Here is a 26676-nt window from a genome sequence, read left to right on the forward strand (position 1 = left end):
TTTGTTGAGTCGTAGACCGCCGAACCCTGCAGACAGGTGGCGGCCCCGGCCCGGCCAGTCCCTTGTATGCAGTGCTCTCGAATCCTGCCGATCCCAGGAACCCGAGAGCCGGTGGCTCACCGCACGGCGGAGCGCTGTAAAGGCATTCCGTCGTAACGCTCCTACAAGAGGTGACCTGCGTATGGATGACCACGGACGCTCCCGCCCCACCCAGCCCACCCTGTACGTCCTCGACACCAACGTCCTGATCCACGATCCCAACGCCTTGCTGAACTTCCAGGAGCACCACGTCGCGATTCCGATGACGGTGCTGGAGGAACTGGACAAGCTCAAGACCGGAAAACACACCGTGGCCGCGGAATGCCGCCAGGCAATCCGCCTGATCGATTCGGTGCTGGGCGAGGCCTCGCCCGAGCAGGTAGAGGATGGTGTGCCCATCCAGCGCGGCAAGAGCGGGCCGTGCGGCAGCCTGTCGATCCTCATGAGCAAGCGCGCCGAGCCGATCACCTGGCTGCCCGAGCACCTCAACGACAACAAGATCATCAACCAGCTGGTGGAGCTGAAGAGTCGCCATAGCAGCAAGCGCGTGGTGCTGGTCACCAAGGACATCAACATGCGCCTGAAGGCGCGTGCCTGCGGGGTATTCGCCGAGGATTACCACACCGACCAGCTGGTCGATGACATCAACCTGCTTTCGCGTGGTTATCACTCGCTGAGCGGATCGTTCTGGGACCGCGTCAGCAAGGTGGAGACCCGCCAGGACCGCGGTCGCACCTGGCACCGCGTGCAACTCACCGACAACCTGCCGGCGGTGCACATCAACGAGTTCATCGTCGATGAGCAGGGTTTCGTCGGCTGGATCAAGGGCATCGACCAGGACGAGCTGACCATCCTCGACCTGCACCAGGAACCGCTGCTGCACCAGGAAGCCTGGGGCTTGCGTCCGCGTGACGTGTACCAGTCCCTGGCGCTGTACGCGCTGCTGGACCCGGACATCCACCTGGTCAACCTGTCCGGCGCCGCCGGCTCGGGCAAAACCATCCTCGCCCTGGCTGCCGCCATCGAGCAGACCATGGTCACCAAACGCTACAAACGCATCATCGCCACCCGCAGCGTACAGGGCCTGGACGAGGACATCGGCTTCCTGCCCGGCACCGAGGCGGAGAAGATGGAGCCCTGGCTCGGCGCGATCACCGACAACCTCGAAGCGCTGCATTCGGATGATGAGTGCACCCATGGCAGCGTCGACTACATCCTCAGCAAGGTACCGCTGCAGTTCAAATCGCTGAACTACATCCGTGGCCGCAGCTTCCAGCAGAGCCTGATCCTGATCGACGAGTGCCAGAACCTCACCCCGCACCAGATGAAGACCATCATCACCCGCGCGGGCAACGGTTCGAAGGTGGTCTGCCTGGGCAACCTGGCGCAGATCGATACCCCCTACCTGTCGGCCACCAGCTCCGGCCTGACCTACCTGACCGAACGCTTCAAGGACTTCCCCCACGGCGTGCACGTGACCCTGCAAGGGGTGCCGCGCTCGGTGCTGGCGGAATTCGCCGAAGCCCACATGTAAGGCAACCAAGGCCCGCCGTCCGGCGGGCCTTTTCTTTCTGTTCGAGGCTGTTCGCGAGCGAGGACTGGGCGTTCCCCTCGGTTCTACAGGTCCGGACGCTTGCTCTCCTCGCAGAAGTGAGCCTGGTGGCGAACCCGCCCAGCGCTGGTGCCGGCGACCATCCCGCTCATACCTCTTCTTGTATACAATCCTCCCCCCAACGCGCCGCCCTCCGCTCCGCAGGCCGCGTCCACCGGGAGTACACTGTTCCCCTGATTCACCGGAGAGTTCCCACCGTGCTGACCCATCTCGATTCCCAGGGCCGCGCCAACATGGTCGATGTCACCGAAAAAGCGGTGACGTCCCGTGAGGCCGTGGCCGAAGCCCGGGTGCGCATGCTCCCGTCCACCCTGCAGCTGATCCAGGACGGCGGCCATCCCAAGGGCGACGTGTTCGCCGTGGCGCGCATTGCCGGTATCCAGGCGGCGAAGAAGACCCACGACCTGATCCCGCTGTGCCACCCGTTGCTGCTGACCAGCGTGAAGGTCGAGCTGGCCGCCGAGGGTGAAGACACCGTGCACATCGTCGCCCGTTGCAAACTGGCCGGGCAGACCGGTGTGGAGATGGAAGCGCTGACCGCCGCCAGCGTCGCCGCGCTGACCATCTACGACATGTGCAAGGCCGTGGACCGTGGCATGACCATCGACAGCGTGCGCGTGCTGGAGAAGCTCGGCGGCAAGAGCGGTCATTACGTTGCTACAGAAAGCGTTGCGGGAGACACCCCATGATCCGCGTGCAGTACTTCGCCCGCTACCGTGAAGCCCTCGGCCTGGATGGCGAGCAGCTGAACTGGAGCCAGTCCCTGGCCAGCCTGGACGACCTGCGGCGCCTGCTGCTGGAGCGCGGTGGCGCCTGGGATGTGCTCGGCGAGCAGAACCTGATGTGCGCGCGCAACCAGGAGCTGTGCTCCCTGGACGAGCCCCTCGCCGATGGCGACGAGGTGGCGTTCTTCCCCACCGTTACCGGAGGCTGAGCCCATGGCGATCCGCGTCCAGCCGGCGGCGTTCGATCCGGGCGCCGAACTCAATGCGATGCACGCCGCCAACGTCGGCGTCGGCGCGGTGGTCGGCTTCGTCGGCTACGTGCGTGATTTCAACGACGGCCGCGAGGTGGGCGGCATGTTCCTCGAGCACTACGCCGGCATGACCGAAAAGGCGCTGGCGAAGATCGAAGTCGAGGCCAATGAGCGCTGGCCGCTGCTGCGCCTGGAAATCCTCCACCGCATCGGCCGCCTGGAACCGGGCGAGCCTATCGTCTTCGTCGGCGCCGCCAGTGCGCACCGCCAGGCCGCGTTCGACGCCTGCAATTTCGTCATGGACTACCTGAAGACCCGCGCGCCGTTCTGGAAGAAGGAAGACACCACCGACGGCCCGCGCTGGGTCGAAGGGCGCTGCAGCGACAAGGCCGCTGCCGAGCGCTGGAAGGGCTGAGTCCTTTCGTCGCGCCTGCGTCCCTGCGGGGGCGCATTCGCGGAGCTTGTCTATGCTCAGGGGCGATGCCAGGGAGGTGTCGTTGCGCTACGCCAAGGACGCGTTCCTCGCCATGTTGTACATCTCCTGGCTCCGCCGCCGTGCCTGCCTTGGCCGCGCGGCGAATCGCAAGCCGAGGAGATTTCCATGACCAAGCCCAACTTTGCGCTCAAGACCCTCGCCGCCGCCCTGCTGGCGGGCGGCTTCTGCCAGGGCGCGCTGGCCTGCACCACCATCATCGCCGGGCGCAACGCCACCGCCGACGGCTCCGTGCTGGTCGCGCGGCTGGAGGACTACACCTACAACAACCACGCCAAGCGCTTCGTCGTGGTGCCGCCGCAGACCTACAAGGACGGCGACAAACTCAGCTTCGACAACGGTGTCAGCGTGCCCGCGCCCAAGGCAGGCCTGCGCTACACCGCCATGCGCGACTGGAACGGCGATCAGCTTGGCGCCCTTGGCCCGTGGAGTGAGTTCGGCGCCAACGAGGCAGGCGTGATCCTCTCCGCCACCAACAGCACCGAGCCCAATGACAAGGCAGCCAAGGCCGACCCGCTGGTGGCGGACGAGGGCGGGGTGATCGAGGCCATTCTGCCGGACCTGATCCTGCCCCAGGCGAAGACTGCCCGCGAAGGCGTGGAGCTGTTGGGCAAGTACGTCGAGGCCCTCGGCGCCGGGGAAACCAACGGTATCCAGATCGCCGACGACAAGGAGGCCTGGCTGTTCGAGATCGGCTCCGGGCACCACTGGATCGCCGTGCGCGTGCCGGACGACGGGTACGTGGTCATGGCCAACGGCATGCGTGTGCACGACGCCGACCTCAACGACAAGGCCAATGTCCTGAGCAGCGCAGGCATCGCCGAGTTCGCCGAGAAGCACCAGTTGCTGGACAAGGTCGACCCGGCGAAATTCAACTTCGCCAAGGCCTTCGGCATCGTCGGCGACGCCTACAACGTCGACCGTGAATGGCTGGTGCAGAGCAAGCTGGAGCCGGGCCGCAAGCAGGACATCCGCCAGCAGCAGTATCCCTTCTATACCCAGCCGGAGAAGCCCATCAGCGTCGAGCAGGTGGCGGCCATCCTGCGCATCGACAACTACGCCGGCACCCCGCTGGACGGCAAGAAGCCGGCCGGTGACCAGAAGCAGCGGCCTATCGCCATGGAGCGCAACGTCGAGGCGCACATCCTGCAGGTCCGCCCGCAAATGCCCAAGGGCTTGCAGGTGCTGTCCTGGCAGTCCCTGGGCAACGTGCGCGACGGCCTGCTGCTGCCGTATTACCTGGAAAGCCTGCGCAGCACGCCGCGGGTGTTCCAGCAGGGCAGCGACGATTTCGACGAGCACTCGGCCTGGTGGACCTTCCGCAGCCTGACCTCCCTGGCCCATGCCAACGACAAGCAGTACATGCCACTGCTGCACGGCTGGCGCGATCGTCTGGAAGGCAGCCTGCGCGCTGCGCAACCGGCGCAGGACGACATGCTCAAGACCCTTGCGCAGAAGGACGGTGAAGTCGCCCGCGCCGCCGCCGAACGCTTCAGCAACGGCACCGCGCTGTGGGCCCTGGACCAGGCCGGCGTGCTGCGCGCCAACATCCTCACCGACCTGACCAAGTCCACCGAGCAGAATTACAGCGCTGAGGAGCTGGAGAAGATCAAGCACCTCTAGTGCGCCGACGGCAGGTACTGCCCCGCTCGCGCCGGGGCAGTACCTCCTAGGAGGAATGGGCGGTAGAAGGGAAGGGGCGCAGGCTGGCGCCAGCCCTTTTTGCTCCGAATCGGAGAGCCCCTCATGAGCCATCTCAGCACCCCGGAATTCCTGCCGCTGGAGATCGCTGTCCTCACCGTCAGCGATACCCGCAGCCTGCACAACGACACTTCCGGCCAAGCCCTGGTGACCTCGCTGCAACGCGCCGGCCATGCCCTCGCCGAACGCCAGCTGGTGATCGACGACATCTACCAGATCCGCGCCGTGGTTTCGGCCTGGATCGCCGACCCCAAGGTCCAGGTCGGCCTGATCACCGGCGGCACCGGCTTCACCGCCCGCGACAACACCCCGCAAGCCGTCGCTCCGTTGCTCGAGCGCACCGTGGATGGCTTCGGTGAGCTGTTCCGGCAGATTTCCCGCGAGGAAATCGGCACCTCCACCATCCAGTCCCGCGCCATCGCCGGCATCACCAACGGCACGCTGATCTGCTGCCTGCCCGGTTCCACCGGCGCCTGCCTCACCGCCTGGGAGAAGATCCTCCTGCAACAGCTCGACAGCCGCACCAAACCCTGCAATTTCGTCCCTCATCTCAAGCGCCTGCCCGAGCGCCCGGTGCTGGCCTGCGGTACACGTTCGTGAGCGCCTGCGGCTGTTCCGGCACCGGTCTGCGTCCGGTGGACGAGGCCATCGCCGCGCTGATGGACTTCGTTCCGCTGGCGCCGCCGACCGTGCGCGTCGACCTTGAAAGCGCCCTGGGCCGCATCCTCGCCGAGGACATCCACTCACCTATCGACCTGCCCCTGTGGGACAACAGCGCGATGGACGGCTACGCCCTGCGCAGCGCCGACATGGGGCCGGCAGGCGCACGGTTGCGAATCGCCGGCTACATCGCCGCCGGCGATGCCGCCCAGGTCGAACTGCAACCTGGCCAGGCCATGCGCATCTTCACCGGCGCGCCGTTGCCGCCGGGGGCGGACAGCGTGATCGCCCAGGAAGACTGCGAGGTCGATGGTGACTGGTTGCAGGTGCCCGTGGTCGGGCATGGCAGCCATGTGCGTCGCCGCGGTGAAGAGCTGTGCGAAGGCGATGCCTTGCTCAGTGCCGGGAAGAAACTGCGCGCCCAGGACCTCGGCCTGCTCGCCAGTGTCGGCCTGGACCGCGTCAGCGTCTATCGCCCGCTGCGTGTCTGTCTGCTGAGCAGCGGCGACGAGCTGCGCGAGCCCGGTGAGCCCCTGGCTCCGGGGCAGATTTACAACGCCAACCGCTTCAGCGTCGGCGCGTTGCTGCGCGGTTGGGGCATCGAAGTCCACGACTACGGCGTGCTCGCCGACACCCTGGCGGCCAGCCGCGATGCGCTGAGCCTCGCCGCCTCCGAATGGGACGTGCTGATTACCAGTGGCGGCGTGTCGGTGGGCGACCGCGACTACCTCAAGCAGGCGATTCGCGAACTGGGCGAGCTGCACCTGTGGAAGCTGAAGATGCAGCCGGGCAAGCCGCTGGCGTTCGGCAGCATCGCCGGCAAGCCGTGGATCGGCCTGCCGGGCAACCCGGCCGCCGCGCTGGTGACTGCACTGGTGGTGGCGCGGCCGTTCCTCTGGCGTGCCCAGGGGCGCAGCTCGGCCGATACCTTGCCGGTGACGCTGCCGGCGGGGTTCGACTGGCCCACGGCCAACTCGCGCCGCCAGTACCTGCGTGCGCGTCTGGAACTGGACAGCAGCGGCGTCGCTCGCATCTGCCTACATCCGCAGCAGGGCTCGGCCATGCTGCGCGCGGCGAGCTGGGCCGATGGCCTGGCGGTGGTGGAGGCCGGGCGCACCCTGCACGCCGGCGAGCCGCTGCCCTTCCTGTCTTTCAGCGAACTCGGCGCCTGACGCCGTTCCCGGCTGCCGGCGGGGGCCGGCGGCCACCGCAATGCCCGGGGGAAGCATGCAACTGGTCTGTCCGGCGGGGAGTCTGCCCGCCCTGAAATCGGCCCTGCGCGAGGGCGCCGACGCGATCTACGTCGGCTTTCGCGATGACACCAACGCCCGGCACTTTGCCGGCCTCAACCTCGATGACCGCCAGCTGCGCCAGGGTGTGGAGCTTATCCACAGCGCCGGCAAGCAGATGTATGTGGCGGTCAACACCTATCCCGGCGCGGCCGGCTGGGCCCGCTGGCAACGCGCGGTGGACCACGCCGCCGATCTCGGCGTGGATGCACTGATCGCCGCCGATTGCGCGGTGCTCGGCTACGCCGCCAGGCGCCATCCGAAGCTCGCGCTGCACCTCTCGGTGCAGGGCTCGGCCACCAACGTGGCGGCGCTGGCGTTCTATCACGAGCGCTACGGTATCCGCCGCGCCGTGCTGCCGCGCGTGCTTTCGCTGGCGCAGGTGCGCCAGGTGGCGGCGAACAGCCCGGTGCCCATCGAAGTCTTCGCCTTCGGCAGCCTGTGCATCATGGCCGAGGGGCGCTGCCACCTGTCGTCCTATGTCACCGGCGAGTCGCCCAACCTCTGTGGCGTCTGTTCGCCGGCCAAGGCGGTGCGCTGGAGCGAGGAGCCCGAGGGCCTGACCTCGCGCCTCAATGACGTGCTGATCGACCGTTACGCGCCGGATGAGCCGGCAGGCTACCCGACCCTGTGCAAGGGCCGCTTCGTGGTCAATGGCGAGCGCTTTCATGCCCTGGAAGAACCCACCAGCCTGAACACCATCGACCTGATCCCGCAGCTGGCGGAAATCGGCGTGGCGGCAGTGAAGATCGAAGGCCGGCAACGCAGCCCGGCCTATGTCGAGCAGGTCACCCGCGTCTGGCGCCAGGCGCTGGATGCGTGGCAGCGCGCACCCGAGAACTACCGCGCGCTGACGCAGTGGCAGGACGCCCTGGACAAGCTTTCCGAAGGCCACCAGACGACCCTGGGCGCCTACCATCGCTCCTGGCAGTGAGGACCTCGTGATGAAACTCAGCCTGGGACCGGTGCTGTTCTACTGGGACCGCCGGACACTCCTGGATTTTTATGCGCAGATGGCCGAACAGCCGCTGGACGCCATCTACATCGGCGAGACCGTCTGCTCCAAGCGCCGCGCCATGTCGCTGGACAACTGGCTAGGCCTGGGGCGCGAGCTGCAGCAGCAGAGCGGGGCGCAGATACTCATCTCGGGCCTCGCGCTGATCGAGGCGGCCTCCGAGCTGTCGTCGTTGCGTCGCCTCTGCGCCAATGGCGAGCTGCAGGTCGAAGCCAGTGACATGGGCGCGGTGCAGATTCTCGGCACTCTGGGCGTCGAATTCGTCGGCGGCCCGGCGCTCAACGTCTACAACGGCCACACGCTGGCTGAGCTGCACGCCGCCGGCTTGCGCCGCTGGGTGCCGCCGGTGGAATGCTCCGGCGAGCAGATCCACGCGGTGATCGAGCAGGCGCGCGAGCTGGGCATCAACGACGTGGAGACCGAGGTGTTCGCCTACGGTCATCTGCCGCTGGCCTACTCGGCACGTTGCTTCACCGCCCGGGCGGAGAACCGGCCCAAGGACGACTGCCAGTTCTGCTGCATGAACTACCCCGAAGGCATGTCGATGCTCAGTCAGGAAGGCATGCCGTTGTTCACCCTCAACGGCATCCAGACCATGTCCGGCGAGGCCAGCAACCTGCTGGCGGACTACGCCTCGCTGCGTGATTGCGGCGCCGACCTGCTGCGCCTGAGCCCGCGTGCGGAAGGCATGGTGGAGGTCGTGCAGGCCTTCGACCGCGTGCGCAAGGGCGCGACGCCGCCCCTGGCGGTGGAGGGTTGCAACGGATACTGGCATGGCCGTCCGGGCATGCTGCGCAGCGATGAGGTGAACCTGTGCTGACACTCGAAACTGGAGCCCTGCGCGCCGCCGACCGCCTGCTGCCACTGGCCGCGCGCGTCCCTTCGGGGCTGCAGCGCGCGGTGCTGCAGCGAGCCGCCAATCGCCTGTTCGCCGAGCCGCTGGCGGACGGTGCTTTCGACATCCTCGACGGCCACTGGCTGCGCCTGGAAGTGAGCGATCTCGGTCTGGCCTGGAGCTTCACCCACGACCGTAACGGCCTGCGCTTCGCCGATGCCTGCTCGCCCAGCGTGACCATCCGTGGCAGCTGGCGCGATTTCCTGCTGCTGGCGGGGCGGCAGGAGGACCCGGACACGCTGTTCTTCCGCCGCCGTCTGGTGATCGAGGGCGATACCGAGCTGGGCCTGGCGGTGAAGAACCTGATCGACAGCCTCGACCCGGACAGCCTGCCGGCGTGGCTGTGGAGCGCCATGCGCCGCGCCAGCCGGGTGGTGCAGGAGAACGCCTGAGTCGCTCACCCTCTGCGATACCCATGCTGTTTTGGTGCGCCAATCGATGGGTATCGCTTCGCTCCACGCCATCCTACGCTGGAGCCGTCCTTCGGTTTTGAGCCGGGTCTGGGCGACTGACTAAGGCTCAGGCCGGGACGCGCACGAGGAACTGCAGTTCCTCGTAGAGCATCTCGAAGTCCTGCACCGGTGCGTCCTGGCCATAGCGCTTCTTCAGGCCGTACTCGGTCAGGGTGATCTCGTGCTCGGCCTTCACCCCGTGGCGCGCCAGGCAGTTCTGCACGCAGTGCAGGTGGCAGCCATCCACGGCGATGATCGGCCGGCCGGAGCAGGCCTTCTTCACCAGTGCCGGCACGTCGCCGCCGACTCCCGCGATGCAGGACATCTCCGCCAGGCCGTCACGGTCCAGGCGCAGGGCGAGGTCGTTGGCCAGCTGCGCGAGGTTCGAGCAGCCGGAACAGGAATAGACGAGGGGCAGGTGCGGCGAGGGCGGCATGGGGACCTCCAGGGTGAGTCCCGCAGTGTCCTGCCGCGACGCCTTGTCGCGACATGATCTGAATCAAGTCGGCGAGTGGACTACTACCTGGTAGGTAGGGCGAATAAAGCGGAACGCTTTATTCGCCGTCGCAGGCAGTTGGCGGATAACGCCTGGGGCGTTATCCGCCCTACGTACGGGATCAGCTTTGCGTAGGGGGGGGGAAGTGCGGTCAGACGAGGTGGTTCTCCACCGCCCACACCGCCGCCTCGACGCGCGAGCGCATGCCCAGCTTGTGCAGCACGCGCTTGACGTGGACCTTCACCGTGCCTTCGGTGATGTCGAGCTTTCGCGCGATCATCTTGTTGCTGTAGCCGTGGGCGAGCTGGCGGAGGATCTGCCGCTCGCGATCGGTGAGCTCATCGATACCCTTGGGGCGGTCGTCGCCGCGCAGGGCCTGGGCCAGTACCTGGGTCAGCTGCGGGCTGATGGTGAGCTGGCCGGTGGCGGCCTGGCGGATGTGCTCGAGCAGGCGCTCGGGCTCCATGTCCTTGAGCAGGTAGCCGTCGGCGCCGGCGCGCAACACGTTGATCACGTCGTTGCGGTCGTCGGAGACGGTGAACACCACGATGCGCGCATCTTCGCCGTTCTCGCGCATGGCGCGCAGGGTATCCAGGCCGGTCATGCCCTTCATGTTGAGGTCGAGCAGGATCATGTCCGGTTCCAGCTCCGCGGCCATGCGCAGCGCTTCCTCACCGCTGCCGGCTTCGCCCACCACCTGCAGGTCCTCTTCGAACTCCAGCAACTGGACGACGCCCTTGCGCATCATCGGGTGGTCGTCGACGAGCAGGATGCGTGCGCGGTCATCGGTGGGGGTGGCCGTCATGGGTGGGTCTCCGGGTATTGCGACAGGGGTTTGTGGGCGAAGCGCACGCTGACGCGGGTGCCCTGAGGCTCGCGCGGGGCGATGTTGAAGGTGGCTTCCAGGGTCTGACTGCGCTCCCGCATGATGCTAAGCCCATAGTGCCCATTGCGGCTCTGCGCTGGGTCAAAGCCCACGCCATCATCGTCCACGGTAATGCATACCTGGTCCTCGGCATCCTCGAAGAGGGTGACCTTCGCCTGCTTCGCCTGGGCGTGACGCACCACGTTGGACAGCGCCTCGCGGACGATCTGCAGGATGTGGATTTCCTCGTTGGGGTTGAGCGGAATGTGCGCCAGGCGGTTGTCCAGTTCGATGGCCAGGCCTCCGCGTTCGCCGAACTCCTCCACGGTCTTCACCAGCGCCGCCTCCAGGCTGGACTGCTCCAGGCTCAGGCGGAAGGTGGTGAGCAGCTCGCGCAGCTGGCGGTAGGCGCTGTTGAGGCCCTCGCGCAGCTCGTCGAGGGTCTCGTCGATCTTCTCCACCGGCACGTCGCGCTTGAGCAGGGTGGCCAGGCGGCTGACCTGGATCTTCAGGTAGGACAGCGACTGCGCCAGCGAGTCGTGCAGTTCGCGGGCGATGGTGCTGCGTTCGGCAAACAGCGCCAGGCGGTTCTCCTGTTCCTGCTGCAGCGACAGGGCGAAGGTGCGCGCGATGTTGTCGCAGAAGCCTTCGACGAACTGCTGTTGCCAGTCTTCCAGGTGGCCGTCGGGGGTCTCGATGAACAGCTCGCCGAAGCGGTGCTCGCCGATGGACAGCGGCTGCATCAGCAGCGGATTGATGCCGCGGATCGGATTGTTGCAGTGGTCGGCCTGGGCGCGGCACTCGCCGCAGTTGCCCTGCAGGCAGAAACTGCCGGTGATGCCGTCGGCGGTCAGCGAGGAGTAGGCGCGTTCGACGCCGTCCTTGTTCAGGCACAGCGTCACCTTGCCGGCCTGCAGCACGCGTTCGAGCTGGTTCAGCAGCGGCTGCAGCGAGCGCTCGTCGTACGGGTCCTGGCCCAGGCGGCGGGCGCTGTCGTAGAGCAGCTCCAGGCGCTGGTGGCTGTTGGACAGGTCGCGGGTCTTGTCCTCCACTCGCGCTTCCAGTTCGCGGTAGCTGGCCTGCAGTTCCGCGGCCATCTGGTTGAAGCGTTCGCCAAGCTGGCTCAGCTCGTCTTCGCCGCTGCTGCTGACGCGCGCGTCGAGGTCGCCTTCGCCCAGGCGGCGCGCGGTGGTGGTCAGTTCGCGCAGCGGGCCGACCACATGGTAGCTCAGGTCGTAGAGGCTGATGAACACCACCAGCAGGCTGAGGAACAGGCACAGGCCCTGCACCGTACTGAGCATCTGCGAGCGGTACTCGGCATTGCGCTGCAGGGTGCCGACGAAGCCGTCGATGTGCCCGACGAAGGTGTCCAGCGTGGCCAGGGCCGGGGCTTCGGAGAGGTCGAGGTTCTGCAGTTCCTCGCGCAACCGGTCGTGCTGCTGACGGATCGGCGCGTCGGCATCGGAGCGGCGCAACAGGCGGGTGATCTCGTCGTTGTCCAGGCGCGCGGCGAGGGTCGATTGCAGGGCCTGGCGGTTGATCGGCGACGGGTCCAGCGCCAGGCGGTAGGTGAGCATCCGCAGCGAGCCGGCCTGGTTGATCACCGCCGCATCCTGGTGCGAATAGTCGGCGAACAGCAGGGCGCTGAACATCCCGGCCAGGGCCAGTGATACCAGCAGCGTGAGGTAGCAGCCGAAGCGCACGACGATGGATTTGCGCAGGGAAGGGCGCCCGGCGGGGGGACTACCCACAAAGAGTCGGTCGTGGCCGGCAGGGTCGGCAGTGTGTGCCGTATTCATAAGAAATGCCTTTTAAAACAATGAGTTAAGCATTCATTTCAGTGATACCCACAAGGAGGTAGCGGCGCGCATCTGCTCACGAATCGCCGTTTGGCTCATTGATGGCGATCAAGAGAAGGCGGCTAGTCCTTACCTAACGTGCGGGCAAAGGCTGTCAGGAAGTGAGCTTAGCCATGTTGTCCCACCGTCAGAAACAGTACTCCGTGCTCGGCATGAGCACACTGGCGTTCGCCGTGAACTTCGCGGTCTGGACGATGTTTTCGATCATCGGTATCCGCATCAAGGAAGAGCTGGGCCTGTCCGAGGCACAGTTCGGCCTGATGGTGGCGCTGCCGATTCTTACCGGTTCGCTGGTGCGCCTGCCGCTGGGCTTGATCACCGACCGCTTCGGCGGGCGCATCGTGTTCTTCATCCACATGCTGCTGGTGGCCATCCCGATCTACGGCCTGGCCTTCGCCACCCTCTACTGGCACTACCTGGTGCTGGGCCTGTTCGTCGGCCTGGCCGGTGGCTCCTTCGCCGTGGGCATCGCCTACACCTCCTCGTGGTTCGAGAAGGAACGCCAGGGCACCGCCATGGGCATCTTCGGCGCCGGCAACGCCGGTGCGGCGATCACCAACCTGGTGGCGCCGATGATCGTGGTCGCCTTCGGCTGGCGCATGGTCCCGCAGATCTACTCGGTGGCCATGCTGGTGACCGCGCTGCTGTTCTGGTTCTGCACCTGGACCGACCCCGCCCACACCAAGGGCGGCGACGCGGACCCGAGCCGTCCGCGCCCGACCCTGGCCAAGCAACTGGCGCCGCTGGGCGAGCTGCGCGTGTGGCGCTTCGGCCTGTACTACTTCTTCGTCTTCGGCGGCTTCGTCGCCCTGGCCCTGTGGCTGCCCAAGTACTACATCGCCGAATACGGCCTGGACCTGCGCACCGCTTCCTTCATCACCATGCTGTTTACCCTGCCGTCGGGCCTGATCCGCGCCCTGGGCGGCTGGTTCAGCGACAACTACGGCGCCCGTGCGGTGAACTGGGGCGTGTTCTGGATCTGCCTGGTCTGCCTGTTCTTCCTCTCGTACCCGCCGACCACCATGACCATTCACGGCATCAAGGGCGACGTCAGCCTCGGCATCGGCCTGAACGTCTGGCTGTTCACCTTCCTGGTGTTCGTCGTGGGCATCGCCCAGGGCTTCGGCAAGGCCAGCGTGTACCGGATCATCCACGACTACTACCCGCAGAACATGGGCACCGTCGGCGGCATGGTCGGGGTCATCGGCGGCCTCGGCGGCTTCTGCCTGCCCATCCTGTTCGGCTACGCCGCCGACCACATCGGCGTGCGCTCCTCCTGCTTCATGTTGCTGTTCGGCCTGACCGTGATTTGCATGGTCTGGATGCACTACGCGATCAAACAGCAGCAACGCCTCGATGGCCAGGCTCACGCGGCCGACGTCGACGCCACTCCCATTCCTTCTCGTCAATCCTGAGGTAGTGCCGTCATGGGCATGATCAACTCCCAACTCAAAGCCGCCAGCGGTCCGCTGCTGATCGACTGGCGCCCCGAGGACTCCGAGTTCTGGGCGCGCAGCGGCAAGCGCATCGCCGCGCGCAACCTGTGGATCTCGATCCCCGCGCTGCTGCTTGCCTTCGCCGTCTGGATGATCTGGAGCACCGTCACCGTGCGCCTGAACGCCGCCGGTTTCAGCTTCAGCAACGACCAGCTGTTCATGCTCGCCGCGCTGCCATCGATCTCCGGCGCCACCCTGCGGGTGTTCTACTCCTTCATGGTGCCGGTGTTCGGCGGCCGCCGCTGGACTGCGCTGTCCACCGCCTCGCTGCTGATCCCCTGCCTGTGGCTGGGCTTCGCCGTGCAGGACCCGACCACCCCGTACTGGGTGTTCGCGACCATTGCCCTGCTGTGCGGTTTCGGCGGCGGCAACTTCGCCTCGAGCATGTCCAACATCAGTTTCTTCTACCCGAAGAACTCCCAGGGCACTGCCCTGGGCCTGAACGCCGGCCTGGGCAACCTGGGCGTCTCGGTGATGCAGTTCGCCGTACCGCTGGCCGTGGCCGGTGGCCTGTTCGGTGCCTTCGGTGGTGAGCCGCAGGAGCTGTCCGACGGTGGTCGCCTGTTCCTGCAGAACGCTGGCTGGATCTGGGTGCCCTTCATCGCCGTGGTGGCCGTGGCCGCCTGGTTCGGCATGAACGACATCGCTGATGCCAAGGCGTCCGTCCGCGACCAGGCGGTGATCTTCAAGCGCAAGCACAACTGGCTGATGTGCTGGCTGTACGTGGCCACCTTCGGCTCGTTCATCGGCTTCTCCGCCGGCTTCGCCATGCTCAGCAAGACCCAGTTCCCGGACATCAACCCGCTGCAGTACGCCTTCCTCGGCCCGCTGGTCGGCGCCCTGAGCCGGCCGCTGGGCGGCTGGCTGGCGGACAAGTTCGGTGGCGCGCGCATCACCCTGTGGAACTACGTGGCAATGGTCGCCGGGGTGTTCGCGGTGATCAGCTTCCTGCCGGACGCCAACGGTGCGGGCAGCTTCTTTGGCTTCCTCGGCTCCTTCATCGGGCTGTTCTTCTTCGCCGGCATCGGCAACGGCAGCACCTTCCGCATGATCCCGGTGATCTTCCGCAACGAGTGGGCCGCGCGCCTGAAGCAGGGCAGCTGCACCGAGGCTCAGGCAGCCAAGAGCGCCAGCATGGAATCAGCGGCGGTGATCGGTTTCTCCGCTGCCATCGGCGCCTTCGGCGGCTTCTTCATTCCCAAGGCTTTCGGCACTTCGCTGGCCATGACCGGCAGCGCCGAGGGCGCCCTCTATGTGTTCGTCGCGTACTACGTGAGCTGCATCGTCGCCACCTGGTGGTGGTATGCGCGCAAGGGGGCCGAGAGCCCCTGCTGATTGCCGTGGTGGGCGCGCCTGCGCCCGCCGCCAAACCGTTCCGCGAGCTTGATTAGCGTTTGAACGCCCGGCGCAGACCGGGTGAGGAGATACAGATGAGTTACCTACTCGACCGCCTGCAATTCTTCAAGAAGAAGCAGGGTGAATTCGCCGATGGTCATGGCGAGGTCACCAACGAAAGCCGTGCTTGGGAAAACAGCTACCGGCAGCGTTGGCAGCACGACAAGATCGTTCGCTCTACCCACGGGGTGAACTGCACCGGCTCGTGCTCCTGGAAGATCTACGTGAAGAATGGCCTGATCACCTGGGAAACCCAGCAGACCGACTACCCGCGTACCCGCCCGGACCTGCCCAACCACGAGCCGCGCGGCTGCCCCCGTGGCGCCAGCTACTCCTGGTACATGTACAGCGCCAACCGCCTGAAGTACCCCAAGGTGCGCAAGCCGCTGCTCAAGCTCTGGCGTGAAGCCCGCGCCACCCACAACGACCCGGTGGACGCCTGGGCCAGCATCGTCGAGGACAAGGCCAAGGCCAAGAGCTACAAGAGCGAGCGCGGTCTGGGCGGTTTCATCCGTTCGAGCTGGAGCGAAGTCACCGAGATCATCGCTGCGGCCAACGTCTACACCGCCAAGGTCTACGGCCCGGACCGCGTGGTCGGCTTCTCGCCGATCCCGGCCATGTCCATGGTCAGCTACGCCGCCGGCGCCCGTTACCTGTCGCTGATCGGCGGCGTGTGCCTGTCCTTCTACGACTGGTACTGCGACCTGCCGCCGGCCAGCCCGCAAATCTGGGGCGAGCAGACCGACGTGCCGGAGTCGGCCGACTGGTACAACTCCAGCTACATCATCGCCTGGGGCTCCAACGTCCCGCAGACCCGCACCCCCGACGCGCACTTCTTCACCGAAGTCCGCTACAAGGGCACCAAGACCGTGGCCGTCACCCCGGACTACTCCGAAGTGGCCAAGCTCACCGACCTCTGGCTCAACCCCAAGCAGGGTACCGACGCTGCACTGGGTATGGCTTTTGGTCACGTCATCCTCAAGGAATTCCACCTCGAGAAACCCAGCGCCTACTTCGTCGACTACTGCCGCCAGTACACCGACATGCCGATGCTGGTGCTGCTCGAACCGCACACCGACGGCGTACTCAAGCCGACCCGCTACCTGCGCGCGGCGGACCTGGCGAACAACCTCGGCCAGGACAACAACCCCGAGTGGAAGACCATCGGCCTGGACGAAATCTCCGGCGAGCTGGTTTCGCCCACAGGCGCCATCGGCTATCGCTGGGGCGAGTCGGGCAAGTGGAACATCGAGGAAACCGAAGGCGGCGAGAAGCGTGAAACCCGTCTGGCCCTGACCCTCATCGACGGCCCGGAAAAAGCCTGCGACGTGGGCTTCCCATACTTCGCCGGCCAGGAGCACCCGCACTTCAAGGGCGTGGAAAACGACGAGGTGCTGGTGCGCCGCGTACCCTTCCGCGAAGTGACCGGTGCCGAGGGCCAGACCCTGCGCGTCGCCACCGTGTACGACCTGCAGATGGCCAACTACAGCGTCGACCGTGGCCTGGGTGGTCGCAACGTCGCCGCCTCCTACACCGACGCCGACGTGCCCTACACCCCGGCCTGGCAGGCCCGCATCACCGGTGTTCCGGCTGCCCGCGCCATCCAGGTGGCGCGCGAGTTCGCCGACAGCGCCGACAAGACCCACGGCAAGGCCATGGTGATCATCGGCGCGGCGATGAACCACTGGTACCACATGGACATGAACTACCGCGCGGTCATCAACATGCTGATGATGTGCGGCTGCATCGGCCAGAGCGGTGGCGGCTGGGCGCACTACGTGGGTCAGGAGAAACTCCGTCCGCAGACCGGCTGGGTCCCGCTGGCCTTCGGCACCGACTGGAGCCGCCCGCCGCGCCAGATGAACGGCACCAGCTTCTTCTACCTGCACAGCTCGCAGTGGCGCCACGAGAAGATCTCGATGCACGAGGTGCTCTCGCCGCTGGCCGACACCAAGCAGTTCCCCGAGCACGCGCTGGACTACAACATCCGCGCCGAGCGCATGGGCTGGCTGCCGTCCGCCCCGCAACTCAACCGCAACCCGCTGCACATCGCCGCTGACGCCGAACGCGCCGGCATCCCGGTGCAGGACTACGTCGTCCGCGAACTCAAGGCCGGCAACCTGCGCGTGGCCAGCGAACAGCCGGACGATCCGCAGAACTTCCCGCGCAACATGTTCATCTGGCGCTCCAACCTGCTCGGCTCCTCGGGCAAGGGCCACGAGTACATGCTCAAGTACCTGCTGGGCGCGAAGAACGGCGTGATGAACGCCGACCTCGGCAAGGACGGCGGTCCCTGCCCGGGCGAAGTCGACTGGGTCGACGAAGGCGCCGAAGGCAAGCTGGACCTGGTCACCGCCCTGGACTTCCGCATGTCCTCCACCTGCATGTACTCGGACATCGTCCTGCCGACCGCGACCTGGTACGAGAAGGACGACCTCAACACCTCCGACATGCACCCCTTCATCCACCCGCTGTCGGCCGCCACCGACCCGGCCTGGGAAGCCAAGAGCGACTGGGAGATCTACAAGGCGATTGCCAAGAAGTTCTCCGAGGTTTCTGTCGGCCACCTGGGCGTGGAGAAGGACCTGGTGACCGTGCCGCTGCTGCACGACACCGCCAACGAACTCGCGCAGCCGTTCGGCGGCAGCGACTGGAAGAAGGGCGAGTGCGAACCGGTTCCCGGCCGCACCATGCCGACCCTGCACGTGGTCGAGCGTGACTACCCCAACACCTACAAGAAGTTCACCTCCCTCGGCCCGCTGCTGGACAAGCTCGGCAACGGCGGCAAGGGCATCGGCTGGAACACCGACAAGGAAATCAAGCTGCTTGGCGAGCTGAACCACAAGGTCACCGAGACTGGCATCAGCGAAGGCCGTCCGCGCATCGAGAGCGCCATCGACGCCGCCGAGGTGATCCTCGCCCTGGCGCCGGAAACCAACGGCCAGGTCGCGGTGAAGGCCTGGGAGGCCCTGTCGGTCTTCACCGGCCGCGAGCACGCCCACCTGGCGCTGCCCAAGGAAGAAGAGAAGATCCGCTTCCGCGATGTCCAGGCGCAGCCGCGCAAGATCATCTCCAGCCCCACCTGGTCGGGCCTGGAAGATGAGCACGTGAGCTACAACGCCGGCTACACCAACGTCCACGAAATGATCCCGTGGCGCACCATCACCGGTCGCCAGCAGTTCTACCAGGATCACCCCTGGATGCAGGCCTTCGGCGAAGGCTTCGTCAGCTACCGGCCGCCGGTCAACACCCGCAGCACCGACAAGCTGTTCAACAAGAAGCCCAACGGCCACGCCGAGATCACCCTGAACTGGATCACCCCGCACCAGAAGTGGGGCATCCACTCCACCTACAGCGACAACCTGCTGATGCTCACCCTGTCGCGTGGTGGCCCGATCATCTGGATGAGCGAGCACGACGCGAAAAGCGTAGGCATCGAGGACAACGACTGGGTCGAGGTCTTCAACGCCAACGGTGCCGCGACCTGCCGCGCCGTGGTCAGCCAGCGCGTGAAGGACGGCATGGTGATGATGTACCACGCCCAGGAACGCATCGTGAACCTGCCGGGCAGCGAAACCACCGGCACCCGCGGCGGCCACCACAACTCGGTGACCCGCGTGGTCCTCAAGCCCACCCACATGATCGGCGGCTATGCCCAGCAGGCGTGGGGCTTCAACTACTACGGCACCGTCGGCTGCAACCGCGACGAGTTCGTCGTGGTGCGCAAGATGAACAAGGTCGACTGGCTCGACGAGCCGGAGCAGGGCGGACTGGGCGGTGACGCTCTGCCGCAACCGCTGCCCCAGGACATTTGAGGATTACTGCCATGAAAATTCGTTCGCAAGTCGGCATGGTGCTGAACCTCGACAAATGCATCGGTTGCCACACCTGCTCCATCACCTGCAAGAACGTCTGGACCAGCCGCGAAGGCGTCGAGTACGCCTGGTTCAACAACGTCGAAACCAAGCCCGGCATCGGTTACCCGAAAGAGTGGGAGAACCAGGAGAAGTGGAAGGGAGGCTGGAAGCGTAATGCCGACGGCTCCATCGTTCCGCGCATCGGCGGCAAGTTCCGCGTGCTGGCGAACATCTTCGCCAACCCGGACCTGCCGGAAATCGATGACTACTACGAGCCCTTCGACTTCGACTACCAGCACCTGCACACCGCACCCAAGGCCCAGCACCAGCCGGTCGCCCGTCCGCGCTCGCTGGTTTCCGGCCAGCGCATGCAGAAGATCGAGTGGGGCCCCAACTGGGAGGAAATCCTCGGTACCGAGTTCGCCAAGCGCCGCAAGGACAAGAACTTCGACCAGGTCCAGGCGGACATCTACGGTGAGTACGAAAACACCTTCATGATGTACCTGCCGCGCCTTTGCGAGCACTGCCTGAACCCGGCGTGCGTGGCCTCCTGCCCGAGCGGTGCGATCTACAAGCGCGAGGAAGACGGCATCGTCCTGATCGACCAGGACAAGTGCCGCGGCTGGCGCATGTGCATCAGCGGCTGCCCGTACAAGAAGATCTACTTCAACTGGAAGAGCGGCAAATCCGAGAAGTGCATCTTCTGCTACCCCCGCATCGAGGCCGGCCAGCCGACCGTCTGCTCGGAAACCTGCGTGGGCCGCATCCGCTACCTCGGCGTGCTGCTGTATGACGCCGACCGCATCCACGAAGTGGCCACCTGCGAGAACGAGCGCGAGCTGTACCAGAAGCAGCTGGAGATCTTCCTCGATCCGTTCGACCCGAAAGTGATCGAGCAGGCCCGCAAGGACGGCGTACCGGACAGCGTCATCGAGTCCGCACAGAAATCGCCGGTGTACAAGCTGGCCATGGACTGGAAGCTGGCCCTGCCGCTGCACCCGGAATACCGCACGCTGCCGATGGTCTGGTACGTGCCGCCGCTGTCGCCGATCCAGAACGCCGCCTCCGAAGGCCACATCGGCAACGATGGCGTGATCCCGGACGTCGAGTCCCTGCGCATTCCCGTGCAGTACCTGGCCAACCTGCTGACCGCTGGCGACACCGCCCCGGTGCTGCTGGCGCTCAAGCGCCTGCTGGCCATGCGTGCCTACAAGCGCTCCGAGCACGTGGAAGGCAAGCAGGACCTGGAAGTGCTGAAGAAGGTCGGCCTGACCGTGAACCAGGTGGAAGAGATGTATCGCTACCTGGCGATCGCCAACTACGAAGACCGCTTCGTCATCCCCACTGCGCACCGTGAAGAAGCGCTGTCGGATGCCTTCGCCGAGCGTTCGGGTTGTGGCTTCAGCTTCGGCAACGGTTGCTCCAGCAACTCCGGCGTGAACCTGTTCGGCGGCAAGGCCGTGGACAAGCGCAACGTCATCCAGACCGTGCAGATACAGGAGTGATCGATATGGACACTCATAGCCAACTGCTCAAGCTCAGCGCGCTGATGCTGGATTACCCGCGCGTCGAACTGCGCGAGGAAAGCCTGGCGCTGCATGCCCTGATCCGCACCTGCGACCTCTCGGAAAAGCAGCGCGACGGCCTCGCCGCGCTGCTCAACGAGCTGTGCAAGGGCGACATCCTCGACGTCCAGGCCCGTTACGACGGGCTGTTCGAGCGCGGTCGCTCGGTCTCCCTGCTGCTGTTCGAACACGTGCACGGCGAAAGCCGTGACCGTGGCCAGGCGATGGTCGACCTGATGGACCGCTACACCCAGGCGGGCCTGGTCATCGACGTCAACGAGCTGCCGGACTACCTGCCGCTGTACCTGGAGTTCCTCGCCCTGCAGAACGCCGAGTCGGCCCGTGTGGGCCTCGCCGAAGTCGCCCACATCCTCGCGCTGATCGCCCTGCGCCTGGAAGAGCGCGGCAGCAGCTACGCGGCGATCTTCAACAGCCTGCTGGAGCTGTCCGGCGAGCAGCCCGACCTCGGCGCGCTCAAGCGCGACCGTGAGCAGGAAGTGCGCGACGACAGCCTGGAAGCCATCGACAAGGCCTGGGAGGAAACCCCGGTGAGCTTTACCGAACCCGCCGTCGGTTGCCCGTCCACCAGCGCCCGGCGGATTTCCTCCGCCGCAGAACAACCCATGCAGTGGGTCGCCCAGCCGGTGCCGCAGATGCAGTACCGGGCGGCCAGAGAAGGAGTCTGAACATGTCCCTCGATCTTCTAGCGTTCGGGATCTATCCCTACGTCGCGCTCGCTATCTGCCTGATCGGCAGCTGGGCGCGCTTCGACCTCTCGCAATACACCTGGAAAGCCGGCTCCAGCCAGATGCTGAGCAAGAAGGGCATGCGCGTTTACAGCAACCTGTTCCACGTCGGTGTGCTGTTCATCCTCGCCGGTCACTTCGTTGGCCTGCTGACCCCGCACTCGGTCTACGAGCACCTGATCAGCACCGAGCAGAAGCAACTGCTGGCGATGGTTTCCGGCGGCTTTTTCGGCATCCTCTGCTTCATCGGCCTGACCGGCCTGATCCTGCGCCGCCTGACCAATGACCGTGTACGCGCCACAGGCAACGCGTCGGACCTGATGATCCTGCTGGTGCTCTATGTCCAGCTGATCCTCGGCCTGTCCACCATCGTCGCCTCCACCCATCACCTGGATGGTTCGGTGATGGTCATGCTGGCCAACTGGGCACAGTCCATCGTCACCTTCCAGCCGCTGGCCGCCGCCGAAGCGATCGCGCCGGTCTCGCTGGTCTACAAGCTGCACGTGACCCTCGGCCTGACCCTGTTCGTGCTGTTCCCCTTCACCCGTCTGGTGCACATCGTCAGCGCCCCGGTGTGGTACTTCGGCCGCCGCTACCAGGTGGTCCGCACCAAGCGTCGCGCAGCGTGATGAAGCGGCGGATGGCGCTGGCGCGCCGTCCGCCCCACCTGAAGCTCTTCCCCCTCTCCCTTCAGGGAGAGGGCAGGGGAGAGGGTTACCGGAGGTAAGCGAAATGAGTTGCTCCCACTACGAATCCAAGGTCGAACACGTCGACCTGCCTGCCATCTCCGTCAACGGCGTCGCCATCGCCGAGGACGAACTGGCCCGCGAGCTGCAGTACCATCCCGCGTCCAGCCACGCCGAGGCGCTGTACTCCGCCTGCCGTGCGCTGGTGGTTCGCCAGTTGCTGGTGCAGCGCGCTGACGCGCTGGGTCTGGCGGCCGACGCGGAAGAGGGCGAGGCCCCGGAAGAAGCGCGCATCCGCGCCCTGATCGACCGTGAAGTCGGCGTGCCCGAAGCCGACGAGGCCAGCTGCCGCCAATGGTACGAAGCCAACCCCACCCGCCTGACCGCGCCCTGGCGCATGCGCCTGCGCCATGTGCTGCTGGGCTGCGCGCCGGACGACCTGGAAGGCCGCGCCAAGGCCCGCGAACAGGCCGAGGAGCTGCTGGCCGAACTGCGTGAACACCCCGAGCGTTTCGCTGAGAAGGCGATGCGCTTCTCCGACTGCCCGTCCAAGGACGACGGCGGTGACCTGGGCTGGATCGAACCGGGACAGACCGTCCCCGAGTTCGAGAAACGCCTGCTGCAACAGCAACCCGGCCTGCTCGGTCATCCGCTGGAAAGCCGCTACGGCCTGCACGTGGTCGAGCTGATCGAGCGTGATGGCGGCGAGCCGCTGGACTTCGCGCAGGCGCGTCCGCGCATCGCCGCCTACCTGCGCGCCCAGGTGCTGCAGCGCGCGGTCAGCCAGTACATCAGCGTGCTGGCCGGCGAAGCGCAGATCGACGGCTTCGTCTTCGACGGAGCAGAGTCGCCGCTGGTGCAGTGAACCGGTTCCGGGCCCCTCTCTCCCAATTCCTCCCCCAGAGGAGAGAGGGGCTTCGGGAACGGCCATGAATTTCGGCTTTCACCGTGGATAGTGAAGGCCGGCCGGAGTGAAACACCATGTCCGAATGGATCGACGGCCAGGGTCGCAAGATCGACTACCTGCGCCTGTCCGTAACCGACCGCTGCGACTTTCGCTGCGTCTACTGCATGTCGGAGAACATGCGCTTCCTGCCTCGTCAGCAGGTGCTCACCCTGGAAGAGATCGAACGGGTAGCGCGCCTCTTCGTCGAGCGTGGCGTGAAGAAGCTGCGCCTCACCGGCGGCGAACCGCTGGTGCGCCCTGGCATCGTCCATCTCTGTGAACGCCTCGCGGCGTTGCCCGGCCTGCGCGAACTGTGCATGACCAGCAACGGCTCGCAGCTCAGCAAACTGGCCGGTGATCTGCATGCTGCCGGCCTGACCCGCCTGAACATCAGTCTCGATACCCTCGATGCACAACGCTTCGCCGCCATCACCCGCACCGGGCGCCTGGAGCAGGTGCTGCGTGGCATCGACGCCGCCCAGCAAGCCGGGTTCGAGCACATCAAGCTGAACTGCGTGGTGATGAAGGGGCGCAACGCCGACGAAGTGCCGGCGCTGGTGGATTACGCCATCGCCCACGGGCTGGACATCAGCTTCATCGAGGAGATGCCGCTGGGCCAGGTCGGCCGCGAGCGCGAGGAGAGCTTCTGCTCCAGCGACGAGGTCCGCGCGCTGATCGCCGAGCAGCACGAGCTGCTGGATAGCGCCGAACACAGTGGCGGTCCGGCGCGCTACGTGCGCCTGGCGCAGCATCCGGGCACGCGCATCGGCTTCATTTCGCCGCACTCGCACAACTTCTGCTCCACCTGCAATCGCCTGCGCCTGACTGCCGAAGGCCGGCTGCTGCTGTGCCTGGGCCACGAGAACTCCCTGGACCTGCGCGGGCTGCTGCGCCGCCATCCGCTGCACGACGAACCCATCCTCGAAGCCCTGCGCGGCGCCCTGCAGCGCAAGCCGGCGCGCCACGAATTCACCGTCGGCGATGTGCAGGTGCTGCGCTTCATGAACCTCAGCGGCGGCTGAAACCGACCTCCCTCGGCGGGCCTCGCGCCCGCCTCTTGCCTTGCGTTCCTAAACATCCCCCGGAGCGGATAAACGACTCCGAGCGCCCACTCGTAGGAGCGGGCCATGCCCGCGATCGCGCGCACGGCGCGCTCCTACAGGTCGGTCGCGGGTTTCTTGGGCACCAAAATAGTCAGGCATAAAAAAGCCCCTGCGACATGAGCGTATCGCGGGGGCTTCGGGCATCTGCCAAATGTATAACCGTGGAAGCTACGGTAAATCATGCGAAAGAATCGTTTCGAATCCTCCTCGGATCGCTTCGGAACGCTTCCAGACTAAGGCTGCAGTGCGCTGCGCCACATCCCTCCGAAGGAGTAGCGGCCCGGCCGCAAAGGAGAGTGCGCCGCCCTGCCGCAGTAGACCTCCGCACACCCGCAGGGCGGATAAAGCGGAACGCTGTATCCGCCGTCCCGGCGCCGATGGCCAAACGCGGCGGATAACGCTTGGGGCGTTATGCGCCCTACTGTCGCGACCGCGGCAGGGGCGATTGACGTTGTGTACTTTTTAGTCCAGATTGGATTTTAAGTTTACGCGCGCCCGCGCGTGGACGGAGCAGAACAAGCCAGAACAAGAAGTCGTTCGCCTGGGTCAGGGCAAGGCAATGCCGCCGCAACCTCCCGCGTTGCGCCCCTGGACGAACCCAGACATGCCGTACTCACTGCCAGGATGTACCGGCCGGCGCTCGCCCCGGCGACCACACAACGGAGTTCATCGATGAATCGCAAAGCCCTGCTGGGCGGCCTGATGTTGGCCGCCTTCGCCACCTTCTCCCACGCCGACGACAAGCCGCTGCGCATCGGCATCGAAGCCGCCTACCCGCCCTTCGCCTACAAGACCCCGGAAGGCGGCATCGCCGGCTTCGACTACGACATAGGCAATGCGCTGTGCGAAGAGATGAAGCGCAAGTGCCAGTGGGTCGAGCAGGAATACGACGGCCTGATCCCCTCGTTGAAAGTGCGCAAGATCGACGCCGCACTGTCCTCCATCACCATCACCGAAGAGCGCAAGCACTCGGTGGACTTCACCCACAAGTACTACTTCACCCCGGGCCGCCTGGTGATGAAGGAAGGCTCGCAGCTGGACGAGCAGTTCAGCCAGCTCAAGGGCAAGAACATCGGCGTGCAGCGCGGCTCCACGGCTGACCGCTTCGCCACCGAGGTACTGGGCAAGGCCGGCGCCAACGTGGTGCGCTACACCAGCCAGGACGAGATCTACCTGGACCTGCTGGCGGGCCGCCTGGACGGTACCTTCGCCGACTCCATCCCACTGGAGATCGGTTTCCTGGAAACCCCGCGCGGCAAGGGCTTCGCCTTCATCGGGCCGGAGTTCAAGGACCCGAAATACTTCGGCGAGGGCGCTGGTATTGCAGTGCGCAAGGGCAACACCGAGCTGGTCGGCCAGCTCAACGCCGCCATCGACGCGCTGCGCGCCAATGGCAAGTACAAGGCCATCGAGGGCAAGTACTTCAAGAGCGATATCTACGGCGATTGATCCTCCGCCGAGTCATGGAAAAGGCCGCCTTCGGGCGGCCTTTTTCGTTGCGCCGGCGCCTTCCTGTAGGAGCGGGCCATGCCCGCGATCCGAGCGCCCACCCACGTCCACCTCACGGCGGAGCACGAACGTAGGATGGTGTGGAGCGAAGCGATACCCATCATTTCCCGTGCACCGTCAGCATGGGTATCGCTGTGCTCCACACCATCCTACGAAAGCGTCGCCGGCGACGTCCCCTGTATGAGCGGGACATGCCCGCGATCCGTCGGCAGAGCCGACGTTTCAGGCGGGTTCACATCATGGCGGGGAATACCGAAAGCGACTGGCAGGCGCGCCCCATGGGGCCCATCGCGGGCATGGGCTAGGCGCCCCCGCCCGTCCTGCAGGTTGAGAGGCAAGCCGCTCAGACCTCCTCCTTCAACTCCTTCAGGTGCTTGTACACCGTCGCGCGGCCCATGTTCAGGACGTTGGCCACGTAGTTCGCCGCGCTCTTGCCCTTGAACGCGCCCTCGGCATGCAGCGCCAGGACCAGTTCGCGCTTGTGGTCGCGGCTGAGGGTGGAGAGGCTCAGCTGGCGCTGCTGCAGCCAGCCGTGCAGGAAGGTGTTGATGCGCTCCTGCCAGTCGTCGCGGAACAGCGCGTCCGGTTGCGGGATGACCTTGCTGGAGGAGAGGAACAGGTCGAGCGCCGCCTTGGCGGTCTCGAACAGGGTGATGTTGAGGTTGATGCACAACACCGCCAGTGGTTCGCCCTTGCCGTCGCGCAGCACGGTGCTGATGGAGCGGATCTTCTGGCCGTCCCAGTTGAGTTTCTCGTAGGGACCGATGTTGCGCTCCTCGCTGCCGCCTTCGAGCATGTCTTCCAGCGCCGAGTCGTCGCCGATCTCGCGTTTGGAGATGTTGTTCGCCAGGTAGGCCACGCGCTGGTTGCGCAGGTCGTGGATGACCACTTCGGCGTGGGGGAAGAACAGCGCGGCGATGGCGTCGGCGATGGCCTTGTAGTTGTCCAGCGGATCAGCGGCGGTCATGGGCAAGGCTCTCGGGGCGATTAGGCGGGCGATGGCACGGGCGCTGGCGAGTGT

General features: G+C 65.9%; 23 protein-coding genes. 19 read left to right on the forward strand and 4 right to left on the reverse strand.

All coding sequences use genetic code 11. The features are described from left to right. Positions 1–181 precede the first annotated feature (181 nt). The 10 genes from IB273_RS09665 to ubiT all read left to right on the forward strand — a co-directional run bounded on the left by IB273_RS09665 (position 182) and on the right by ubiT (position 9072). Positions 182–1573 carry a PhoH family protein gene (locus IB273_RS09665; RefSeq protein WP_017519020.1) on the forward strand — a complete coding sequence of 464 codons (1392 nt, stop codon included), beginning with the start codon at positions 182–184 and terminating at the stop codon, positions 1571–1573. A 275-nt stretch (positions 1574–1848) separates the two neighbouring features. Continuing rightward, positions 1849–2340 (forward strand): cyclic pyranopterin monophosphate synthase MoaC, encoded by a 492-nt coding sequence (gene moaC, locus IB273_RS09670; RefSeq protein WP_081516160.1) that lies wholly within the window; start codon positions 1849–1851, stop codon positions 2338–2340. Further along, positions 2337–2585, forward strand: a complete 249-nt coding sequence (locus tag IB273_RS09675; protein WP_045210719.1) for a MoaD/ThiS family protein — start codon at positions 2337–2339, stop codon at positions 2583–2585. Before moaC ends, IB273_RS09675 begins: the two co-directional genes overlap by 4 nt. Before the next feature lie 4 nt (positions 2586–2589). Then, complete coding sequence (gene moaE, locus IB273_RS09680) at positions 2590–3042, forward strand: molybdopterin synthase catalytic subunit MoaE (protein ID WP_151188183.1); 453 nt, start codon at positions 2590–2592, stop codon at positions 3040–3042. A 186-nt stretch (positions 3043–3228) separates the two neighbouring features. Continuing rightward, positions 3229–4743, forward strand: coding sequence for a C69 family dipeptidase (locus tag IB273_RS09685; RefSeq protein WP_192223959.1), 1515 nt, complete (start codon positions 3229–3231; stop codon positions 4741–4743). A 123-nt stretch (positions 4744–4866) separates the two neighbouring features. Beyond that, positions 4867–5421, forward strand: coding sequence for a molybdenum cofactor biosynthesis protein B (moaB, locus tag IB273_RS09690; protein ID WP_081516155.1), 555 nt, complete (start codon positions 4867–4869; stop codon positions 5419–5421). Beyond that, on the forward strand, positions 5418–6653 hold the full coding sequence (gene glp, locus IB273_RS09695; RefSeq protein ID WP_081516153.1) for a gephyrin-like molybdotransferase Glp: 1236 nt from the start codon (positions 5418–5420) through the stop codon (positions 6651–6653). The genes moaB and glp overlap by 4 nt, the downstream gene beginning before the upstream one ends. A 55-nt stretch (positions 6654–6708) precedes the next feature. Beyond that, the gene (gene ubiU, locus IB273_RS09700) at positions 6709–7704 is read left to right on the forward strand and encodes a ubiquinone anaerobic biosynthesis protein UbiU (protein WP_081516151.1); all 996 of its coding nucleotides are present in this window, start codon (positions 6709–6711) and stop codon (positions 7702–7704) included. A gap of 10 nt (positions 7705–7714) precedes the next feature. Continuing rightward, entirely contained in the window at positions 7715–8605 is an 891-nt protein-coding gene (locus IB273_RS09705; protein WP_151188181.1) for a U32 family peptidase, read from the forward strand. Next, positions 8599–9072, forward strand: a complete 474-nt coding sequence (gene ubiT, locus IB273_RS09710) for a ubiquinone anaerobic biosynthesis accessory factor UbiT (protein WP_081516147.1) — start codon at positions 8599–8601, stop codon at positions 9070–9072. The genes IB273_RS09705 and ubiT overlap by 7 nt, the downstream gene beginning before the upstream one ends. Before the next feature lie 127 nt (positions 9073–9199). Here ubiT and IB273_RS09715 read toward each other — a convergent pair whose 3' ends face one another. The 3 genes from IB273_RS09715 to IB273_RS09725 form a co-directional block, all read right to left on the reverse strand. After that, a complete protein-coding gene (locus IB273_RS09715) occupies positions 9200–9568 on the reverse strand; it encodes a putative zinc-binding protein (protein ID WP_015478588.1) in 369 nt (122 codons plus the stop codon). A 211-nt stretch (positions 9569–9779) separates the two neighbouring features. Then, positions 9780–10433, reverse strand: a complete 654-nt coding sequence (gene narL / locus IB273_RS09720) for a two-component system response regulator NarL (protein WP_192223960.1) — start codon at positions 10431–10433, stop codon at positions 9780–9782. After that, positions 10430–12292: a histidine kinase gene (locus tag IB273_RS09725; protein ID WP_192223961.1), complete on the reverse strand. Its 1863-nt coding sequence runs from the start codon at positions 12290–12292 to the stop codon at positions 10430–10432. The genes narL and IB273_RS09725 overlap by 4 nt, the downstream gene beginning before the upstream one ends. Positions 12293–12465: 173 nt before the next feature. Here IB273_RS09725 and IB273_RS09730 point away from each other — a divergent pair, with 173 nt between their 5' ends. The 9 genes from IB273_RS09730 to IB273_RS09770 all read left to right on the forward strand — a co-directional run bounded on the left by IB273_RS09730 (position 12466) and on the right by IB273_RS09770 (position 25595). Then, on the forward strand, positions 12466–13767 hold the full coding sequence (locus IB273_RS09730) for a nitrate/nitrite transporter (RefSeq protein WP_081516141.1): 1302 nt from the start codon (positions 12466–12468) through the stop codon (positions 13765–13767). Positions 13768–13779: 12 nt separating this feature from the next. Continuing rightward, the gene (locus IB273_RS09735; RefSeq protein WP_192223962.1) at positions 13780–15183 is read left to right on the forward strand and encodes a NarK family nitrate/nitrite MFS transporter; all 1404 of its coding nucleotides are present in this window, start codon (positions 13780–13782) and stop codon (positions 15181–15183) included. 95 nt (positions 15184–15278) lie between these two features. After that, positions 15279–19058, forward strand: a complete 3780-nt coding sequence (locus tag IB273_RS09740) for a nitrate reductase subunit alpha (protein WP_192223963.1) — start codon at positions 15279–15281, stop codon at positions 19056–19058. An 11-nt stretch (positions 19059–19069) separates the two neighbouring features. Beyond that, on the forward strand, positions 19070–20605 hold the full coding sequence (narH, locus tag IB273_RS09745) for a nitrate reductase subunit beta (protein WP_151188179.1): 1536 nt from the start codon (positions 19070–19072) through the stop codon (positions 20603–20605). Between the two features lie 5 nt (positions 20606–20610). Next, positions 20611–21351, forward strand: coding sequence for a nitrate reductase molybdenum cofactor assembly chaperone (narJ, locus tag IB273_RS09750; RefSeq protein WP_192223964.1), 741 nt, complete (start codon positions 20611–20613; stop codon positions 21349–21351). A 2-nt stretch (positions 21352–21353) separates the two neighbouring features. Beyond that, the gene (gene narI, locus IB273_RS09755) at positions 21354–22040 is read left to right on the forward strand and encodes a respiratory nitrate reductase subunit gamma (RefSeq protein WP_081516133.1); all 687 of its coding nucleotides are present in this window, start codon (positions 21354–21356) and stop codon (positions 22038–22040) included. Between the two features lie 103 nt (positions 22041–22143). Continuing rightward, positions 22144–22962, forward strand: a complete 819-nt coding sequence (locus tag IB273_RS09760; protein WP_192223965.1) for a peptidylprolyl isomerase — start codon at positions 22144–22146, stop codon at positions 22960–22962. A 116-nt stretch (positions 22963–23078) separates the two neighbouring features. Beyond that, entirely contained in the window at positions 23079–24065 is a 987-nt protein-coding gene (gene moaA / locus IB273_RS09765) for a GTP 3',8-cyclase MoaA (RefSeq protein ID WP_151188176.1), read from the forward strand. Positions 24066–24818: 753 nt separating this feature from the next. Then, positions 24819–25595, forward strand: a complete 777-nt coding sequence (locus tag IB273_RS09770; protein WP_081516127.1) for an ABC transporter substrate-binding protein — start codon at positions 24819–24821, stop codon at positions 25593–25595. 403 nt (positions 25596–25998) lie between these two features. On the opposite strand, the gene IB273_RS09775 is transcribed toward IB273_RS09770, so the two are convergent. Next, positions 25999–26622, reverse strand: a complete 624-nt coding sequence (locus tag IB273_RS09775) for a transcriptional regulator (protein ID WP_081516125.1) — start codon at positions 26620–26622, stop codon at positions 25999–26001. Between the last annotated feature and the right edge of the window lie 54 nt (positions 26623–26676).

Source organism: Pseudomonas sp. PDM19 (assembly GCF_014852215.1).
In the GTDB taxonomy this organism is placed as follows: domain Bacteria; phylum Pseudomonadota; class Gammaproteobacteria; order Pseudomonadales; family Pseudomonadaceae; genus Pseudomonas.

Bases quoted from the DNA above. Each gene is read 5' to 3' on its own strand.
- IB273_RS09760 (WP_192223965.1), top strand. From the start codon at position 22,144: ATGAGTTGCTCCCACTACGAATCCAAGGTCGAACACGTCGACCTGCCT.
- narL (WP_192223960.1), bottom strand. From the start codon at position 10,433: ATGACGGCCACCCCCACCGATGACCGCGCACGCATCCTGCTCGTCGAC.
- IB273_RS09705 (WP_151188181.1), top strand. From the start codon at position 7,715: ATGAAACTCAGCCTGGGACCGGTGCTGTTCTACTGGGACCGCCGGACA.
- IB273_RS09730 (WP_081516141.1), top strand. From the start codon at position 12,466: ATGTTGTCCCACCGTCAGAAACAGTACTCCGTGCTCGGCATGAGCACA.
- moaA (WP_151188176.1), top strand. From the start codon at position 23,079: ATGTCCGAATGGATCGACGGCCAGGGTCGCAAGATCGACTACCTGCGC.
- IB273_RS09775 (WP_081516125.1), bottom strand. From the start codon at position 26,622: ATGACCGCCGCTGATCCGCTGGACAACTACAAGGCCATCGCCGACGCC.
- IB273_RS09740 (WP_192223963.1), top strand. From the start codon at position 15,279: ATGAGTTACCTACTCGACCGCCTGCAATTCTTCAAGAAGAAGCAGGGT.
- narI (WP_081516133.1), top strand. From the start codon at position 21,354: ATGTCCCTCGATCTTCTAGCGTTCGGGATCTATCCCTACGTCGCGCTC.
- moaB (WP_081516155.1), top strand. From the start codon at position 4,867: ATGAGCCATCTCAGCACCCCGGAATTCCTGCCGCTGGAGATCGCTGTC.
- IB273_RS09725 (WP_192223961.1), bottom strand. From the start codon at position 12,292: ATGAATACGGCACACACTGCCGACCCTGCCGGCCACGACCGACTCTTT.
- IB273_RS09735 (WP_192223962.1), top strand. From the start codon at position 13,780: ATGGGCATGATCAACTCCCAACTCAAAGCCGCCAGCGGTCCGCTGCTG.
- moaE (WP_151188183.1), top strand. From the start codon at position 2,590: ATGGCGATCCGCGTCCAGCCGGCGGCGTTCGATCCGGGCGCCGAACTC.
- IB273_RS09715 (WP_015478588.1), bottom strand. From the start codon at position 9,568: ATGCCGCCCTCGCCGCACCTGCCCCTCGTCTATTCCTGTTCCGGCTGC.
- narJ (WP_192223964.1), top strand. From the start codon at position 20,611: ATGGACACTCATAGCCAACTGCTCAAGCTCAGCGCGCTGATGCTGGAT.
- IB273_RS09770 (WP_081516127.1), top strand. From the start codon at position 24,819: ATGAATCGCAAAGCCCTGCTGGGCGGCCTGATGTTGGCCGCCTTCGCC.
- IB273_RS09665 (WP_017519020.1), top strand. From the start codon at position 182: ATGGATGACCACGGACGCTCCCGCCCCACCCAGCCCACCCTGTACGTC.
- narH (WP_151188179.1), top strand. From the start codon at position 19,070: ATGAAAATTCGTTCGCAAGTCGGCATGGTGCTGAACCTCGACAAATGC.
- IB273_RS09685 (WP_192223959.1), top strand. From the start codon at position 3,229: ATGACCAAGCCCAACTTTGCGCTCAAGACCCTCGCCGCCGCCCTGCTG.
- ubiU (WP_081516151.1), top strand. From the start codon at position 6,709: ATGCAACTGGTCTGTCCGGCGGGGAGTCTGCCCGCCCTGAAATCGGCC.
- IB273_RS09675 (WP_045210719.1), top strand. From the start codon at position 2,337: ATGATCCGCGTGCAGTACTTCGCCCGCTACCGTGAAGCCCTCGGCCTG.